The sequence below is a fragment of the Halanaerobium congolense genome, assembly GCF_004366375.1.
Lineage (GTDB): Bacteria > Bacillota > Halanaerobiia > Halanaerobiales > Halanaerobiaceae > Halanaerobium > Halanaerobium congolense.
This window is the reverse complement of the sequence record NZ_SOEF01000005.1, coordinates 20312-38942: the sequence shown is the minus strand read 5'-3', so window position 1 is coordinate 38942 and position 18631 is coordinate 20312. Positions and strand designations below refer to the sequence as shown.

The window sequence follows — 18631 nt, the reverse complement described above, 5'->3', positions numbered from 1 at the left end:
AATATATAAATTTTAATCAAATGAGGAGAGTGAAGATCTTTGCAAGATTATTATCCGTTTCAAGAAGTAGAGAAAAAGTGGCTTAAAAATTGGGAAGACTTAAATTTACATAAAACCGGAGATGATCCCGATAAAGAAAATTATTATGTTTTAGAAATGTTTCCATATCCTTCAGGTAATTTGCATATGGGGCATGTGAGAGTTTATTCTATTGGTGATGTTATAGCTCGTTATAAAAGAATGAAGGGCTATAATGTTCTTCATCCAATGGGATGGGATGCTTTTGGTTTGCCTGCAGAAAATGCAGCGATCAAACATGGTAATATTCATCCTAAGGAATGGACCTGGGATAATATTGCCCATATGAAAGAACAGATGAAGGCAATGGGTTTGAGTTATGATTGGGACCGCGAAGTAACAACAGCAGCTGAAGACTATTATAAGTGGACTCAATGGTTTTTTACCCAGATGTTTAATGATGATTTAGCCTACAGAAAAGAATCTACAGTTAACTGGTGTCCAAGCTGTGAGACAGTACTTGCTAATGAGCAGGTAGTTAATGAAGCTTGTGAACGCTGTGGCACTGAAGTTGATAAACGTGATTTAGAACAGTGGTTCTTAAAAATAACTGATTATGCAGAGAGACTCTTAGATGACCATGAGCTTTTAGAAGGCTGGCCTGAAAAAGTAAAAACTATGCAGAAAAACTGGATTGGCCGTAGTGAAGGTACAAGAGTTACTTTTGAAATATCAAAACTTGATAAAGAATTAGAAGTCTTTACAACCCGTCCAGATACATTATTTGGTGCAACGTATATGGTTTTGGCTCCTGAGCATCCATATGTTTCTGAATTAACCGCTGGAACTGAAAAAGAAAAAGACGTTAAAGAATTTGTCAAAAAAGTTAAAAAACAAAAGGAACAGGAAAGAACTTCAGCCGAAACAGAGAAATTAGGTATTTTTACCGGTGCTTATGCAGAAAATCCTGTTAATGGCGAAGAAATTCCTGTTTATATAGCAAATTATGTGTTGATGGGATATGGTACTGGTGCAATTATGGCCGTTCCTGCTCATGACCAGCGTGACTTCGATTTTGCCCGCAAGTATGACATAGAAATTAGAGCTGTAATTCAGCCTGATGACCAGAAAGAAGAACTTGTCGGGTCAGAAATGGAAACAGCTTATGCTGGGGATGGTCACTTAATCAACTCCGGTAAATATAATGGTTTAAATGTTGAAGAAGCCTTTGATAAAATGGCAGAAGACTTCTCAGCTAAAGGATTTTTAAAGGTTGAAACTAATTATAGACTGCGTGATTGGTTAATTTCCCGTCAGCGCTACTGGGGAGCACCTATTCCAATTGTTTATTGTGATGACTGTGGAGCTGTAGCAGTTCCAGAAGAAGATTTACCGGTTGAACTACCCCATGATGTAAAATTTTCTCCAACTGGAGAGTCACCACTGAAAAAGGTAGATGCTTTTGTTAATACTACCTGCCCTGAATGTGGTGGACCTGGTAAACGAGAAACAGATACTATGGATACCTTTGTTGATTCTTCTTGGTATTTTATGCGCTATGCAGATCCTAAAAATGATGAGCTTCCTTTTGCCAAGGAAAATGTTGATGAATGGTTCCCGGTTGATCAGTATATTGGTGGAATTGAGCATGCTATTCTTCATTTATTATATGCCCGCTTCTTTACCAAAGTTGTACACGATATGGGTCTGACTGACTATGTCGAACCATTTACAAACTGGCTGGCCCAGGGAATGGTGCTCAAAGATGGTGCCAAGATGTCAAAATCTAAGGGAAATGTTGTTGATCCTAAAGATATATTAGCTGAATATGGTGCAGATACAGCCCGTTTATTTATTCTCTTTGCTTCACCACCGGAAAAAGACTTAGAGTGGAGTGACAAAGGGGTTGAAGGTGCAGACCGTTTTTTAAATCGTGTCTGGCGCTTTGTAACTGAAAATCTTGTGTTAATTAAAGATGCTGATTCTGACTTAGACTCAGAAAACTTTACTGAAGCTGAAAAATCACTATACCGAACAATGCATGCAGCTATTAAAAAGGTAACAGAAGATGTGGAAGACAGATTAAACTTCAACACAGCAATCAGTGCAATTATGGAATTAACAAACGAAGTTTATTCTTACTTAAATGATCGCAATGTTGAAGATACTAATGCCCCTCTAATTAGAGAAGTGGCCGAAAATATTGTATTATTATTAGCCCCATTTGCTCCTTTTATTACCGAAGAACTCTGGGAATATTTGGGCCATCAAAAAAATGTACATGCAGCTGAATGGCCGAAATATTTAGAAGAAGCACTTAAAAAAGATGAAATCACAATTGTAATCCAGGTTAATGGTAAGGTAAGAGATAAAATTAATATTGCTGCAGACGCCTCCGAAGAAGAAGTTAAAGAACAGGTTATGGCAGAAGAAAAGATTAAATCTTATCTTGAAGATGGTAACTTAGTCAAGACTATTTATATTCCAAAAAAATTAGTCAACCTGGTAATTCAATAAATAACCTAGCTTAAATTAACAGCTTAAATTATAATTATTTATTACAGCTCCTGGCATTTTATTATTAATTTGTCAGGAGTTTTCTTATTAATAATAATAATTCCTTATAAACTTGATAATTTTACTGATATTTAAGGAAAGTTGTTGACTTTGAAAATCGTTTTCAGTATAATAATTATATAAGGATAATATATCAAAAATTAATTACTGCAGCAGGAGGTAAAAATTAATGACTCTAGCCGATATGAAACATGGGAATAAATTTATTATAGATAAAATTGAGGATAAAAGCACTCGTTTACAGGCTTTAAGATTTGGAATAAGCGAAGGTTCTGAGATTGAATGTGCAGGTTCAATGCCAGGAGGACCAGTTATTTTGAAGAAAAATTTACAGGAAATTGCTGTTGGTCGCAGAACTGCCGAAAAAATAAGTGTTAAGAAAAAAGGAATGATATAATTGAACGACTGCAGTCAAATTGATTTAGATCAAGAACTGCAGGCTGATAAAAAAATTGTGCTGGCTGGTAATCCAAATGTAGGTAAATCGATATTTTTCAATTATCTTACAGGAATTTATGTCAGTGTTTCTAATTATCCCGGGACTACCCTTGATATCAGCAGCGGCAAAATGGGTGATGCAGCTGTCTTTGATACACCAGGTGTTTATGGAGTCGGATCCATAAATGATGAAGAGAGAGTAGCCAGGGATTTTATTATGTCTGCAGATATTATAATAAATGTTGTTGATGCAAGTCATTTAGAGCGCGATTTATTTTTAACTCAGCAGTTAATTGATCTTAATAAAAAGATGATTGTTGCTCTAAATATGATGGATGAAGTTAAAAAAAATAATATTACTATTGATTTAGAAGCTTTAGAAAAAGAACTTGGAGTTCTGGTAATCCCTACAACTGCTGCTAAAAATAGGGGGCTTGATCAGGTTAAAAATTCTATTGAAAAAGCAGTTTGTGGTAATGATATTTTTGAATTTAACTCTGAATTAAAGACCGAATTTGAAAAAATTAAATCAAAAAGCAAAAATGAAGCTGAAGCATTAATGCTTTTAGAAGAAGATGAAAATATTCGCTGTAGATATTCTGAACTTAAAGATATTCCTGATTTGCGGGAAGAAATATACACAGCTCGCAGACGACGTGTAGATGAAATTACAGCTAAAGTATTAACTTATGATCAGAATTCAAGCCAAGTTGCAAGGAAAATTGGTTCTTATATGCTAAAACCTGTAACAGCTATTCCAATGTTATTAGTACTTTTATATTTAATGTATCAATTTATCGGAGTTTTTGTTGCTCAAACAGTAGTTGAATTTACAGAAGGCTATCTTTTTGCAGGACTATATGAGCCTTTTATGAGGAATTTAATTGCCAATTCTATTGGGTTTGAAAATTTTTTTGGTCAGCTTTTAGCAGGAGAATATGGTATTTTAACAATGGCGGTAACCTACATTTTTGGTTTATTGCTGCCTTTAGTTGCTGGTTTTTATCTGCTGCTTTCTATTTTAGAGGATTCAGGTTATCTGCCAAGAATCGCTGTGTTAATGGATAGACTGCTGCAAAAAATTGGACTTAATGGTAGGGCTATTATCCCTATGCTTTTAGGTTTTGGCTGTGTAACTATGGCTACCATAACTACCAGATTATTGGGAACAAAAAGAGAAAGAATTATTGCTATTTTTCTTCTAGGTTTAGCGATTCCTTGTTCTGCTCAGCTTGGAGTAATAGCAGGTTTAATCTCACAGCTTGATGTTTTTTATATATTGGTTTATGTACTTACTATTTTTGCTGTTTATGTTCTGGCAGGTACTTTTTTAAATAAAGTTTTACCGGGTGAATCAAGTGATCTATTGATTGATTTGCCTCCAATAAGACTGCCAGATCTTAAAAATGTATTTAATAAAACTTATCAGCAAACCATAGCTTTTGTTAAAGAAGCAGGTCCAATATTTGTGCTCGGTGCAGCTTTAATTACTGTGATGCAGAAAACCGGCTTACTTGCTTTAATTACCAGATTTGCAGAACCAATAACTGTTAACTGGCTTGGTCTTCCAGCAGCAACAGCAACAGCTTTTGTCATGGGAATTATAAGACGTGACTTCGGAGCTGCTGGTTTAACTGCTATTGCCTTAACTCCAGCTGAAGTGACAATTTCTCTAATTACGCTAACTTTATTTGTGCCTTGTATTGCGGCGATGATGATTATGGTTAAGGAAAGAAATTTTAAAGAAGCTGTTTATATCTGGTTCGGAAGCTGGATTACAGCATTTGTTACCGGTGGCATTGTTAATTTATTTATTTTTTAAAGCAGCTCCGAAAAATATTTTAGTTTTTAATTAAGAAAGAGGGGATTAGGATGGATAACTGTGATCTAAATGCTGAAAAAGAAGAAAAAAAGAAAATCGTCTGTCCTACCTGTGGCTATGAAATGAAGGAATTTAAATCAATTAAGTGTCCTCGCTGTAATAGTTATTTATTTACAAAATGTTCTGAGTGCAATAAATGCTCTTTATTTTAGTAGGAGTATTTGTTAAAATAAAAAGAGTAATAATCATCAATTATAAAATTTTATATAAGGAAAGAGTGGTTATAAATGAAAGAAAAGGCCCGTGTTATAAAAAATGAAGATGGGCAGAGTCTGGTACAGATAATTCGAACTTCTGCCTGTAGTCATTGTGATGAAAAATGTATGCTGGCTGAAGATTCACATGAAATGGAGGAAATGGAAGTTCTGGTTAATGATCCAATTGGAGCTGAGGTTGGGAGTATGGTTGAATTAGAAATGGGAACAAAGCCAGTTCTATTTTCCGCTTTTGTAGTTTATTTGCTGCCGTTAGCTGCTGTTATTGCTGGATATTTTGCTGGCAGCAGTTGGTTATCAATTTTTATTGAAAATAGCGAAGTAGCTGGAATTGTTGGTTCAGTAGTTTCATTCTTTTTATCATTTTTTCTTTTGAGATTTTTCGACAAAAAAGCAGGTGCAAAAAGTTATTTTCACCCCCAGATTACTAGGGTAGTAACTCATAATTGATTTTATTATGATAGTTAATTTTAAATGATTTTAATAAATAATGAAGGTGATTAGGTGGCAGCCGATAATAAAGCAATTATAAATGAAGATAGTTCAACTAAAAATGTGATATTTAAGCTTGCCTGGCCTGTAATAGCAGAGCAGTCATTGGCAACAATTACTCATATTGTTGACATGATGATGGTTGGGCGCTTAGGTGCTTCTGCTGTGGCTGCACTTGGTTTAACAATGCAGCCTGTATTTTTTTCAATGGCTTTAGCTTCTGCCCTTGGTGTAGGTACAACAGCCTTAGTTTCAAGATTTACCGGATCAGATCAAAATAAAAAAGCTGCCTCTGTTTTACAGCAATCTGTATTGATGTCAATTATATTCTCAATAGTTTTTGCCTCTATTTTTTATTTTTTTGCTCCAAGTTTATTAAATTTTATGGGAGGGGAAGCCGAAGTAGTTAAACTAGGAACAGGTTATTTAAGAGTAATGACCCCGGGATTTATTTTTATGGTTTTAGCTTTTATAGTTACTGCAGCTTTAAGAGGGGCTGGAGAAACAAAAACACCGATGAAGGTTAATATTTTAGTTAATATTTTAAATGTTTTAGGCAATTATCTGCTCATATTTGGTAATTTTGGCTTCCCGCGTCTTGGAGTTAACGGAGCTGCATTAGCAACCACTATTTCAAGATCTATTGGTGGAATAATTTTATTAGCTGTAACTTTTTCTGATTACAGTGCTTTGAAAATGAAGTTTAAAGGATTTTTTAAAATTGATCTGGACCTTACAAAAAGAGTTTTAAAAGTAGGAATTCCAACTGCTTTAGAAGAGTCTGTAAGAAGACTGGCACAGCTGTTATTTGTCAGAGTGATTGCTTCTTTAGGAACTACAGCTTTTGCTGCTCATCAAATTTCTTTAAATGCAGAGTCAATTTCTTATATGCCTGGTTTTGGAATAGCAGTTGCCGCTACAACAATAGTTGGTCAGAATTTAGGCGCCAAAAATCCTCGAGGTGCAGAAAAAGGAACTTTTGAAGCCTGGAAAATTGGTTCTTTAATAATGGGCTTTATGGCACTTGTCTTTTTAATACTTCCGGAACAGTTAATTAGTTTATATACATCTGATTCAGAAATTATTGCGCGCGCCGCATTAAATTTAAGAATTATTGCTCTGTCACAAATACCAATGGGGACTCAATTTATTTTTGCAGGTGCATTGCGTGGTGCCGGTGATACTAAGGCAGTATTTTATTCTACCGCTCTTTCAACCTGGATTTTTAGATTATTTTTAGGTTATATTTTAGTCCATTCGTTGGGATTCGGTCTAGTTGGTGCTTGGACTGCGATGGTAATAGATTGGATCGTTCGTGGTAGTTATGTGTTTTATAGATTTAAAAAAGGAAATTGGAAATTAATAGAAGTTTAGAATTTATCAGAATATTTTTACTTTTTTAAAAAACTTGCAATATCTTCAAAGGAGCTATATAATAATAAAAAATAACTTTTTAATTTAATAAATGATATCCTTAGATTGAGAGAGTAGAAATAAGTTGCCTTTTAGCAAGCTGGAACAGCTGTAAGTCCAGCAGGTGGATTATTTTGAAACGCACTCAGGAGGTTCTCAGCTGAATTTAGTAGGTTGAGACGTTAGACGCGTTAAGTTATAGAGTGGTCGGTCTATTGATTGACAACTAGAGTGGTAACACGGGTAATTCCTCGTCTCTTATTGGATAAGAGTGCGGGGATTTTGTAGTTTATGAGTGATTTTAGCAGCCAGTAGTTTTAATGTTTTTAAGTCAGTGAGTATTCAAGGAGGAGATAATTATGGCATATAATTTAAAAGGGAGAAACTTTCTAACTTTAAAAGATTTTTCAAAAGAAGAAATTGAGTATTTATTAACTCTCGCTGAAGATTTAAAATCTAAAAAAAGAGCAGGGATTAAAGGAAATAATTTAGAAGGTAAAAATATTGCTCTAATTTTTGAAAAACCTTCTACTAGAACTAGATGTGCTTTTGTAGTTGCAGCTAGAGATGAAGGCGGAAAGCCTGAGTATTTAGGTAAAAATGATATTCAACTTGGAAAAAAGGAATCAGTTGCTGATACAGCTCGAGTCTTAGGTAGATTTTTCGATGGAATAGAATTTAGAGGGTTTGAGCACCAAACTGTTGAAATTTTAGGAGAGTACGCCGGAGTTCCTGTCTGGAATGGTTTAACTGATCTTTATCATCCAACTCAAATATTAGCAGATTTTTTAACTTTAAAGGAGAATTTTGATAAATTAAAAGGACTTAAATTAGTTTATGCAGGTGATGGACGCAATAATATGGCTAATTCTTTGATGATTGGTTCAGCAATTATGGGAGTTAATTTCACAGTTGTAGCTCCTAAGGAATTATGGCCGGAACAGGGATTGCTGCAAGAGTGTAAAGAGCTTGCAGAAAAATCAGGGGCTGAAATTAATGTAACGGCAGAGATTGAGTCCGGGGTGAAGAACGCTGATGCAATTTACACAGATGTCTGGGTTTCAATGGGAGAAGAGGATAAATTTGAAAACCGAATTGAATTATTGAAACCTTATCAGGTGAATATGGAAATGATTAAATATGCAGAAAATCCTAATCTGATATTCTTGCACTGTTTACCAGCTTATCATAATACAGAAACTGAAAATGGAAAAAAAATATATGAGCAGTACAGCTTAAAAGAAATGGAAGTTACAGAAGAAGTCTTTGAAAGCAAATATTCTAAAGTTTTTGATCAGGCTGAAAATAGAATGCACACAATTAAAGCTGTTATGACAGCTACAATATAGGGGTGATTAAATGATGACAGCATTAAGTAAAGATCTTAAATATGATTGTAGGCAGGCTATTTTATCAGATGCAGCTGAAATACATAATTTAATGCAGCTGGCTTTTGCAGATTATGCAAAAAGAAAAAATGAAAATAAGAATAAGAAAGAGGTTATTAATTCAGCTTTAAGAGAGCAGCTATCAGAAGTTAAAAAAGATTTAGAAGCTAATATCGTTTTAGTTTTAACTGATTCAGATAAAATCATTGCTTCATTAAGGTTAGAAGAGATTAGTAATAAAAGATATTTATTGAAAAGATTTGCAGTTTCTCCATCTTATCAAAACCAGGGTTTGGGAACCATGCTTTTTCAGGAAGCAGTAGAAAAATTGAGAAAAATTGACGCTCTTTATCTTCAACTTTATTCTTCTTTAGAAAACGAAAAATTAATTTGTTTTTATCAGGGACTCGGTTTTAACTGTCTCGAAACTGACAATAAAAAGGGTTATGAGCGTGGCCTTTGGATAAAAACAATTAAATAAACTTGTCGAAATTCCCTCGACAATCTTCATTTTAAATAAAAGCCAATTATTTAAGAATGGAGAAGTTAAAACCCCATTCAAATTTTTGAGTGGGGTTTAATCATTTATAAAAGTTGCAAAATTTTATATTTCAAATAAATAAAATTTTTTAGTAAAATTTTAAACTGTAGCTCTATTTTAAAAAATAGAGTTAATTATAATGAAACCTAAATAAATTCCTACAATTCCCATTACTCCTGATAAAGTTGGTGGAGCAGGTATCGGTAGATTTAAGAAAGAAAATAGACCTCCAACAATTAAACCTGAAACTGCTGCTAATAGTGCTTGAGTCATAATTGATTCTCCTTTAACTGATAAATATTATTTGGTTAGACGTCAGACAACCAACACTATTATTTTATTATATTTATCAGCTTTTGTCAAAAAAATTTTCAGAATTTTAATTATAACTATTTAAAAAAACGTTTTCCATAATAATTGAAAGCCTTCTAAATATGTGTTAGAATTATTTTATAGTTTAATTGTAAGGTACTGGAAGGAGCTCATTATGGCTAATAAAGAAATTACAATCAAGGATGTAGCAAAACTCGCAGAGTGTTCGCCAACAACTGTTTCTAGAGTTATTAATAATAGTGACCACCCGGTTAGTAAAGAAACTGCTGAAAAAGTAGAAGCAGCAATAAAAAAATTGAATTTTTCGCCCAATAGAATTGCGCAGGGTCTTAAAAGTGATCGTTCTAATATAATCGGTGTAATTGTTCACGATATCTGTGATTCTTATTTTGCTCAGATGGTTAAGGGAATTGAAGAATTTATTTCAGGGCATGAATACATAGTAAATATTTATAATACAAGTCGAAGTGTCGAAAAAGAACTGCATGCATTTAATCTGCTTAAGGCAAATAGAGCTGATGCAATTATTTTAGCTGGTGGAGCTTTAATGGATAAAAAATACGAGCAGAAAATGCATTCTATGATTAATCAGCTGCAGAATCAAAATACGCTGGTATTGGGAATCACCCCTCACCCTTTTGATATCAAGAATATCATTTTAGGTAATGATCGTGCATTAGAAGTTATAACAGATAAAGTGATCGAATATGGACATCGTAAAATTGCTTATATTGATGGTCCTGAAAAACTTTATACAAGCTATTTAAGAAAAAAAGGTTTCAAAAAATCTTTAGAAAAAAACGATATTGCTGTAGATGATAATTTAATTTTTAAAGGCGATTTTAGTTTTAATGGAGGCAGAAAAGCCGCTTTAGAAATTATAAAAAAAATTAATTCGATAACTGCAGTAGTTGCAGCCAATGATTCAACTGCACTCGGAGCAATGTGGGAACTTAATCATCAAGCGATAAAGGTTCCTGATCAAATTTCTGTTGTTGGGATTGATAATTTACCAGAAGCTAAATATTCTTATCCACCACTAACTACTATTGAAATTCCTATCTATCAGCTTGGAACAAATATTGGAGAATATCTATTAAATAGATTGAATGAAAACTGCAATTATCAATTTAAAGATATTAAGATAAAATTAATTATGAGAAATTCATTAAAAAGATTGAAATAATTAATTTTTTTGAAAATGATAGTTCTTTAAATAACAAACCTTATAATTGATTGAATTTTATTTAAAAAATTTTAAAATAAGAAATTGGCTAAATTGTTTGACAACTAACAAGATATTGTTTATAATTGAACTAACATAAATTTTTTGTATAAAAGGAAACTGTTTTCCTTAACTATAAAAACTACTAAAAGTAGATTTTTTTATGTTTATGGAAATTGTTTTCTATTAATTAAAATTGTTATATTTTATTGGATTGGGGGTATGATTATGAAAGAAAAGGATAAGTTTAAATTTAAATCCTTGAAAGAATTGGAAAAGAAGATCGATAAACTTAGTTTGGATATTCCAATTAGTAAGAATTTAGATATTTTAAAAGAAAAAATTAAGCTTGGGAATAGGGTCATCCCTAACAGATTAGCAGTTCATCCCCTGGAAGGAACAGATGCCAATCAGGATGGAAGTCCCGGCAAATTAACTATAAGAAGATATAAGAGATTTGCTGCAGGTGGAGCAGGGTTAATCTGGCTGGAAGCTGTAGCGGCTGATGAAGATGGAAGAGCAAATAATAAACAGTTATTAATTAAAGAAAACAATCTTGATTCTTTTAAGAATTTAGCTGTTGTAATGCGAGATGAAGCAAAAAATATATATGGTGATGACTTTAATCCATATTTAGCAGTACAGTTAAATCATTCGGGGAGATATGGAGTTAATAATAATATCTTATTTCACCACGAATTAAGTGATAAATCAGCAGGGATTTCTCCTGATCAGGAAGTTATGACCGATGCAGAATTAGAGCAGGTAGAAGATAATTTTTTAAGAGCTTCCAAATTAGTTAAAAAAGCAGGTTTTGATGCAGTAGATATTAAAGCCTGTCATAGATATTTATTTTCAGAAGCTTTGGCAGCTCACACCAGAGAAGGAAAATATGGAGGCAGTTATGAAAATCGAACCAGACTTTTAAAAAATACTATTAGAAAAGTAAAAGAAAATGTTGATATAGATATAGTTGTCAGATTAAATGTCTATGATGATATTGCTTATCCATATGGCTGGGGAACTGATGAATTTGGAAATATGGATTTGAGTGAACCAAAGCGCTTAATTGAAGAGCTAGAAGATTTGGGCGTTAAAATTATTAATATTACTGCAAGTACTCCATATTTAAAACCATACATAAATCGTCCTTATGATAATTCAAGTGGTTTGGGTATGGAACCTGACGAAACTCCAATTGAGGGAGTTGAGCGGTTAATTAAATTAACTAAATTCGTTTCAGAAACAGTTGATAAATGTCTTGTAATTGGAACCGGTTTTAGCTGGCTGAGAGAATATGCCCCTTATACTGCAGCGGGAGTTGTCGAAAAATCATGGGCTGATATGATCGGTTTTGGGAGATTAGCTTTAGCTTATCCTGATTTTGCCAAGTCAATTATTAAAAATAATAGCCTAGATAAAAGCAAAGTATGTGTAAGCTGCAGTAAATGTGCTTATTTAAAAGCACATAATAAAGCAAGCGGCTGTGTAGTTAGAGATGCTGAGGTTTATGTGCCTTTTTTAAGAGAAATAATTAAAAAATAATTTTTTCAAAGGAGGAATTTGAAAATGATTGAAAAAAAAGTAGCAATAGTTACAGGTGCTGCTCGAGGTATTGGGCATGGAATTGCAAAAAAATTAGCTGATGATGGTTATGCAGTAGCTATTTTTGATATTCTCAAATTTAGTGATGTCAAAGAAAACATAGTTCAGATAAAGGAAAAGAACATACCAGTATTATATTTTCAGGGTGATTTAACAAATAAAGAAGATAGAAACAATTTTGTTAAAGAAGTTCTGGAAGAATATGGACGTATAGATTTTTTAGTAAATAATGCCGGGGTAGCACCAAAAGTGAGAAAAGATATTCTTGAAACTACTGAAGAAAGCTATGATTTTGTAATGGATATCAATTTAAAAGGAACCTTTTTCTTTACTCAAAAAATTGCAAATATTATGGTAGCAGAAAAAGAAGATAATGAAATTGAAATAGAACCTAAAATTGTAAATATTGCTTCTTCATCCTCATATACTTCATCTCCGGGTAGAGGAGAGTATTGTATCTCAAAAGCAGGTATTAGTATGATTACTAAATTATTTGCTGATAGACTGGCAGAATACGGGATCAATGTTTATGAGGTAAGACCTGGTATAATTTATACAGACATGACAAATGTGGTCAAAGATAAATATGATAGATTAATAGATGAAGGTATTACTCCAATTAAGCGCTGGGGTTATCCAGAAGACATTGCAAAAGCTGTATCAGTTTTTTGCTCAGGAATGCTTGATTTTTCAACAGCTGAGGTTATTAATGTTGATGGCGGTTTCCATTTGAGGAGGTTATAAATTGCAGTTCTTCATTACTAAGATTAAAGACTTAAATGTAGAAGTTTATAATCTCAATACAATAGTTGTGGGTTCAGGAGCTGCTGGTTTTAATGCTGCAGATCGCTTATATAATTATGGGCAAAAAGATATAGCCATTGTAACAGAAGGTATTAACCAAGGAACATCTAGAAATACCGGTTCTGACAAACAAACATATTATAAATTAACTCTTGCTGGAGAAGAAAATGATTCAGTTTTAGAAATGGCCAAAACTTTTTTTGCAGGAGGAAGTATGGACGGAGACATTGCTTTAACAGAAGCAGCTCTTTCAGCACAAAGTTTTTATCATCTAGTAGATATTGGAGTTCCATTCCCTCATAATAGATTTGGAGAATATGTTGGTTATAAAACTGATCATGATCCCAGACAGAGAGCAACATCTGCCGGACCATTAACCTCAAAATTGATGACAGAAAACTTAGAAGAAGTAGTTAAAGAAAAAAATATTAAAATTTTTGATGGCTACCAGGTAATATCAGTTTTGACTGACGAAAATAAAGAAAAAGTTATTGGAATTTTAGCCTTAAACTTAAATAACTTAGAAGACAAAAATAAAAGATATACACTTTTTAACTGTAAAAATGTAATTTATGCAACTGGTGGTCCAGCTGGTATGTACGCAACTTCTGTTTATCCGGACAGTCAAACAGGGGCAACAGGTATTGCTCTGGAAGCAGGGGCAATGGGAAAAAATCTTACTGAATCACAGTATGGTATTGCTTCGATTAAATTTAGATGGAATTTATCCGGAACCTATCAGCAGGTACTGCCGAGATATGTTTCTACAGATCAATCTGGAAATGATGAGAGAGAATTTTTAGAAAAATATTTTGAAGATCCAGGGAAAATGCTGGATGCTATTTTTCTAAAAGGTTATCAGTGGCCTTTTGATCCCAAGAAAGTTCATGATTATGCCTCTTCAATTATTGATATTTTGGTATATAATGAAACAGTTATCAAAGGGCGAAGAGTTTGGTTAGATTTTATGAAAAATCCAAGCTGGAGTTCTGATGAAGAAGGTAATTTAGATTTTTCAATTTTAGGTCAAGAAACTTATGAATATTTAGACAATTCAAATTCTCTTTTTGGTATGCCAATTGAAAGGCTTGCTAAAATGAACCAGCCAGCAATTGATCTATATCAAGATAACGGAATTGATATCACTAAAGAGTACCTAGAAATTGCAGTTTGTGCTCAGCATAATAATGGTGGTTTACATGCCAATCTCTGGTGGGAAAGTAACCTAAAAAACTTTTTTCCGGTTGGAGAAGTTAACGGCAGCCATGGTGTATATAGACCTGGAGGAAGTGCTTTGAATTCTGGTCAGGTAGGAAGCACTAGAGCAGCACAGTATATAACTGCTAACTACCAGGGAGATCCATTAGAATTAGAAGAGTTTTTAGATTCGGCAAAAGCCGAAATAGTAAAGAAAGTAAATTTGGGAGAAAAACTTGCTAATAATCTAAGTGATTCTTCAAATGTTTTAGAAATCAAAACTAAAATTGGTCAAAGAATGAGCAAAATTGGAGCTCATATTCGTTCTTTAAAATCTGCTGAAAGAGGAATAAGAGACAGTAAAAATGACTTAGATAATTTATTTAAGAATAGTGAATTATCATCACTTAGAGAACTGTCTTTAGCATTCCAAAATTATGATATGTTGATCACTCAATATGTTTATCTTTCTGCAATAAAGGATTATATAGAAAAAGGTGGAATAAGTAGAGGGTCATATCTAATTTATGATAGTGATGGTGAACTGCCGATAGATGACTTAGATGAAAAGTTTAGATTTAAAGCAGGAAATGATCAACTAAATAATAAAATACAGAGAGTTTTTTATGAAGGCAATAGTTGTGAATTCAATTGGGATCAAGTAAAAGAAATTCCTCAGGATGATAATTGGTTTGAAAATGTTTGGAATAAATATATGAAAGGAAAGATTATCAAATAAAGGAGGTGATAATTAAACAAGCAGGGGTTTATAGTTTCATAATTTTTTAAACAAAAAAATGGAGGAGATCAAATGAGAAGAAATTTAAGCAAATCCTTATTAGTAGCAGCTCTTATGGTAGTTTTAGTACTTAGTGTTTCTGGAGTTTCTTTTGCTGAATATCCTGACCGAGATGTAAGAGTTATTATTCCCTGGTCTGTTGGTGGGATGACTGATGTATTGACAAGACCCATTACTAACTGGTTAGAAGATTATTATGGTGAAGCTTTTGTTGTAGAAAATAAACCAGGTGGTGGTGGAGTAGTTGGTTCCATGCTTATTGAAAATGCGAAAAATGATGGTTATACAATAGGAACTACTTCGATGTCTACAGTTTCAGCTAAATATGTTTCACCAATGTATCCAGAAATGGAAAACGTAGAATTAATTGCTCAGGTTATTACAATTCCTGCAACTGTTACAGTTAATGCAGATAGTCCATGGCAGACAATTGAAGAATATATTGAATATGCTAAAAATAATCCTGAAGAAATTAAAAATTCTAACTCCGGTACAGGAGCGAGTGCACATATTTATGCAGCAGCATTCGAGAACGAAGCAGGTATTGAATTAAATCATGTTCCTTATCCTGGTTATGCAGAAGCTATTACAGCATTAGTTGGAGGTCATGTTGATTCAACAAATATTCCTTTACCAGATGTTGCGCCACAAGTTGAAGCAGGTAATTTAAGAATGTTGGCTATCGCGGCTGATGAAAGACATCCAGATTTTCCAAATGTACCAACTCTAAAAGAAAAAGGTATTAACCTTTCAATTGGTAACTACAGTGGTTTTGTAGCACCAAAAGGAACACCAAAAGAAAGAATTGAAATATTAGAGAATGGAATTAAAAAGGCAATGGAAGATCCAGAAATTAGAAACTTCTTAGTTAAAGCTGGATTCCAGCCAATTTATAAAAATGCGAAAGAATTTCAGGTAACTGTAGACGAAGCAGAAGCTCGTTTAGATTATTTAGTAAATGAACTTGGTGTAGAACTTATTGATGATTAAAAATTAGTTTCAGTTTAAAATATTAATCTTAAACAAGGGTTTTTCTATTAATAAATTAAAGAATATATAACTGGGATAAGATAATAGAAAAACTCTTTCTTTATTTTTTGGGTTATAATGTTTAATTATTGATATAAAGAGGTGTGATATAAATGCTTAAAATATTAGTTGCAATTGAAGGCTCAGAAAGCTGTTCTAAAGTTGCTCAAAAAGCCCAGGAGCTGGCTCTGCTCTGTAAAGGAAATGTGACTTTTTTAACTATAGTTAGTCCTGACTTCAAATTAGTAACATCAAAAGAAAAATTAGAAGCAGAAAACAAAAAATTAGAAATGAAAAAGGCTGAAACTGAAAATGCTTTAGAAATCTGCAGTATGGTTTATGGACAGTGTGAACTTGTGCTTGGTGAACAAGGTTTAAAAACTAAAAGAGTTGTTAAAGAGGGAAATTATCCAGCTGAAGATATTGTTGAATATGCGGATAAAAACAATTTTGATTTATTAGTCATAGCTGATAAAGGCAGCAAAAAACTAAAAGATAAATTATTAGGTAGTACAACAGAAAAGATCGTTCGTCATGCTAAAACTTCAGTTTTGGTTGTAAAATAAATTTAATGAGATAATTTTAAATATTAGACGGGGTGGTAAAATAATGAAGAAATATGATAAAATACTTGGCACTCTTCTTTTGATTTTTGCGGGAATATTATATTTTTATTCTGGAACTTTTCCGGTTAGAGAAGGAAGACCAAGAGTTTTAAATGCAGGCTTTTATCCTCAACTGCTGGCAATAATATTGGCTGTGCTTGCAGTAGCTTTAATAATTGCTGCTTTTATTAAAGATTATAAGGATAAGGGTGATGTAGAAATTTGGAAAAACACTTCATCACTAAAATTATTTTTAGTTACATTAGTAATGCTAATTATTTATCCATATCTGTTAACTTACTTAGGTTTTGCAACAGCCACATTTATCTTTATATCAATTATGATATATAGTCTTTTTTCAAAAGAAGAAAGAAATATTAAAAAACTTGGATTTATCTCTTTAATTATTACAATTGTGATTTATTTAGTTTTTAATGAATTTATTAATATTCCATTTCCAACAGGAGGATTACTAATTTAAATATGTGAGGTGAAGTTAAGTGGAATTATTTTCAATGGATATATATTTAGAAGGGCTTAAATACTTTTCAAATCCAATGATGTTTTTATTTTCCGGATTTGGAGTTTTGATAGGAATAATTTTTGGATCTTTACCTGGTTTAACAGCAACAATGACTATAGCAGTTTTTATTTCTTTTACTTTTGGTATTGATGCTACCCTTTCATTTGCCTTTTTATTAGGTTTATATACAGGAGCTGTTTATGGAGGTTCGGTAGCTGCTATATTGATAAATATACCGGGGACACCAAATGCTATAGCAACTGGTTTAGATGGTTATCCTCTCTGTCAAAAGGGTAAAGCTGGTCAAGCGATTGGTATAGCAACTGTATCTTCTGCAATTGGTGGTATTTTAAGTGTTTTTGTTTTAGCAATAGCAGCGCCTATGGTAGCAAGTGTGGCACTGAAGTTTAGTGCTCAAGAGTATGTAGGTATTACTCTAATTGGCTTGAGTATTATTGCAATCATTTCAACCGGATCAATGTTAAAAGGATTGATTGGGGGTCTACTTGGATTGGTTATTGGTGTTATTGGTATGGATCCTATCACCAATTTTCCTAGATTTTTATTTGGTCAACCAGAATTAATAGAAGGTGTTAGTTCGATACCTGTAATGATTGGTCTTTATGGAATTTCTGAAATGTTAATGCAAATTTCTGAAGAAGAACATGGAGTTGTAATTGATCAGGCTGTAAAAGATATTATTCCTTCTTTTTCTGACATTAAAAGACTGCTGCCTACAATAACCAGATCATCAATAATTGGAGTGATTATTGGTGCGATTCCAGCAGCTGGTGGTTCAATTGCAGCTTTAGTAGCCTACGGCCAGGAAAAAAGATTTTCTAAACATCCAGAATTATTAGGAACAGGTATTATTGATGGTATAGCAGCTCCGGAAGCTGCCAATAATGCTAGTACTGGTGGAGCTTTAATGCCAATGTTAACTTTGGGTATACCAGGAGATCCTATGACTGCTGTCTTAATGGGTGGATTAATTATGCAGGGTTTAAGACCAGGCCCTCTTCTTTTCAAGCAGCAGATGCCTTTTGTTTCTTCAATATTTTTGAGTTTATTACTTTCAGTCATTTTTATGCTTGTATTTGGACTATTTGGTGCTAAATATTTTGCTAGATTAATTACAGTTAAAAAACAATATTTAATACCTTCAATCATGATTTTTTGTTTAGTTGGTTCTTATGCAATTAATAATTCAACATTTGATATTTGGATATTATTAATCAGTGGTTTAATTGGATTTTTCTTAAGAAAAGTTGGATTTTCTCCAGCACCTATAGTTTTAGGTTTGATTTTAGGTCCTATATTTGAAAGCAACTTAAGAAGAGCACTAATTTTAGCTGATGGACAGTGGTCAACATTTGTAACTCGTCCAATTAGTTTATTCTTCTTAATTTTAACTTTAATTTTATTATTTGGACCTTTTATCTGGAATTTAATTAAAGGAGATAAATCAACTGATATTATTTAAAAGTTGATCAAACTTTAGTTAATACTAAAATTTATTTAAATCTAATTACATATATGCATACTAA

Annotated in this window: 17 protein-coding genes and 1 other annotated feature; of the genes, 16 read left to right on the top strand and 1 reads right to left on the bottom strand. The window is 32.8% G+C overall.

Going from position 1 to position 18631, the window contains the following annotated elements:
* Positions 1 to 39: 39 nt before the first annotated feature.
* The 8 genes from leuS to C7954_RS02950 all read left to right on the top strand — a co-directional run bounded on the left by leuS (position 40) and on the right by C7954_RS02950 (position 8904).
* Positions 40 to 2535, top strand: coding sequence for a leucine--tRNA ligase (gene leuS, locus C7954_RS02980; RefSeq protein WP_089716851.1), 2496 nt, complete (start codon positions 40 to 42; stop codon positions 2533 to 2535).
* 229 nt (positions 2536 to 2764) lie between these two features.
* On the top strand, positions 2765 to 2992 hold the full coding sequence (locus C7954_RS02975) for a FeoA family protein (protein ID WP_073158212.1): 228 nt from the start codon (positions 2765 to 2767) through the stop codon (positions 2990 to 2992).
* Positions 2993 to 4855: a ferrous iron transport protein B gene (gene feoB, locus C7954_RS02970; protein ID WP_073158210.1), complete on the top strand. Its 1863-nt coding sequence runs from the start codon at positions 2993 to 2995 to the stop codon at positions 4853 to 4855.
* Positions 4856 to 4905: 50 nt separating this feature from the next.
* Entirely contained in the window at positions 4906 to 5067 is a 162-nt protein-coding gene (locus tag C7954_RS13585) for a hypothetical protein (protein WP_166635213.1), read from the top strand.
* A gap of 75 nt (positions 5068 to 5142) precedes the next feature.
* Positions 5143 to 5580 (top strand): SoxR reducing system RseC family protein, encoded by a 438-nt coding sequence (locus tag C7954_RS02965; protein ID WP_073158207.1) that lies wholly within the window; start codon positions 5143 to 5145, stop codon positions 5578 to 5580.
* 54 nt (positions 5581 to 5634) lie between these two features.
* Positions 5635 to 6996, top strand: a complete 1362-nt coding sequence (locus C7954_RS02960; protein ID WP_073158205.1) for an MATE family efflux transporter — start codon at positions 5635 to 5637, stop codon at positions 6994 to 6996.
* A gap of 92 nt (positions 6997 to 7088) precedes the next feature.
* Positions 7089 to 7297 (top strand) — a binding site (T-box leader).
* Positions 7298 to 7388: 91 nt separating this feature from the next.
* On the top strand, positions 7389 to 8384 hold the full coding sequence (argF, locus tag C7954_RS02955) for an ornithine carbamoyltransferase (protein WP_371807013.1): 996 nt from the start codon (positions 7389 to 7391) through the stop codon (positions 8382 to 8384).
* Positions 8385 to 8394: 10 nt separating this feature from the next.
* Positions 8395 to 8904, top strand: a complete 510-nt coding sequence (locus C7954_RS02950; protein ID WP_073158199.1) for a GNAT family N-acetyltransferase — start codon at positions 8395 to 8397, stop codon at positions 8902 to 8904.
* Between the two features lie 177 nt (positions 8905 to 9081).
* Here C7954_RS02950 and C7954_RS02945 read toward each other — a convergent pair whose 3' ends face one another.
* A complete protein-coding gene (locus tag C7954_RS02945; RefSeq protein ID WP_073158197.1) occupies positions 9082 to 9237 on the bottom strand; it encodes a XapX domain-containing protein in 156 nt (51 codons plus the stop codon).
* A gap of 214 nt (positions 9238 to 9451) precedes the next feature.
* Here C7954_RS02945 and C7954_RS02940 point away from each other — a divergent pair, with 214 nt between their 5' ends.
* From C7954_RS02940 to C7954_RS02905, 8 genes are all read left to right on the top strand, one after another.
* The gene (locus tag C7954_RS02940) at positions 9452 to 10483 is read left to right on the top strand and encodes a LacI family DNA-binding transcriptional regulator (protein WP_089716852.1); all 1032 of its coding nucleotides are present in this window, start codon (positions 9452 to 9454) and stop codon (positions 10481 to 10483) included.
* A gap of 267 nt (positions 10484 to 10750) precedes the next feature.
* Positions 10751 to 12067, top strand: coding sequence for an oxidoreductase (locus C7954_RS02935; RefSeq protein ID WP_073158192.1), 1317 nt, complete (start codon positions 10751 to 10753; stop codon positions 12065 to 12067).
* A gap of 24 nt (positions 12068 to 12091) precedes the next feature.
* Entirely contained in the window at positions 12092 to 12871 is a 780-nt protein-coding gene (locus C7954_RS02930) for a 3-ketoacyl-ACP reductase (RefSeq protein ID WP_073158189.1), read from the top strand.
* 1 nt (position 12872) lies between these two features.
* A complete protein-coding gene (locus tag C7954_RS02925) occupies positions 12873 to 14867 on the top strand; it encodes an FAD-dependent oxidoreductase (protein ID WP_089716853.1) in 1995 nt (664 codons plus the stop codon).
* Positions 14868 to 14939: 72 nt separating this feature from the next.
* Positions 14940 to 15917 carry a tripartite tricarboxylate transporter substrate binding protein gene (locus C7954_RS02920; protein ID WP_073158184.1) on the top strand — a complete coding sequence of 326 codons (978 nt, stop codon included), beginning with the start codon at positions 14940 to 14942 and terminating at the stop codon, positions 15915 to 15917.
* 152 nt (positions 15918 to 16069) lie between these two features.
* The gene (locus C7954_RS02915) at positions 16070 to 16522 is read left to right on the top strand and encodes a universal stress protein (RefSeq protein ID WP_089716854.1); all 453 of its coding nucleotides are present in this window, start codon (positions 16070 to 16072) and stop codon (positions 16520 to 16522) included.
* Between the two features lie 43 nt (positions 16523 to 16565).
* On the top strand, positions 16566 to 17042 hold the full coding sequence (locus C7954_RS02910; protein WP_073158179.1) for a tripartite tricarboxylate transporter TctB family protein: 477 nt from the start codon (positions 16566 to 16568) through the stop codon (positions 17040 to 17042).
* 34 nt (positions 17043 to 17076) lie between these two features.
* Positions 17077 to 18567 carry a tripartite tricarboxylate transporter permease gene (locus C7954_RS02905; protein ID WP_073158417.1) on the top strand — a complete coding sequence of 497 codons (1491 nt, stop codon included), beginning with the start codon at positions 17077 to 17079 and terminating at the stop codon, positions 18565 to 18567.
* The last annotated feature ends 64 nt before the right edge of the window (positions 18568 to 18631 follow it).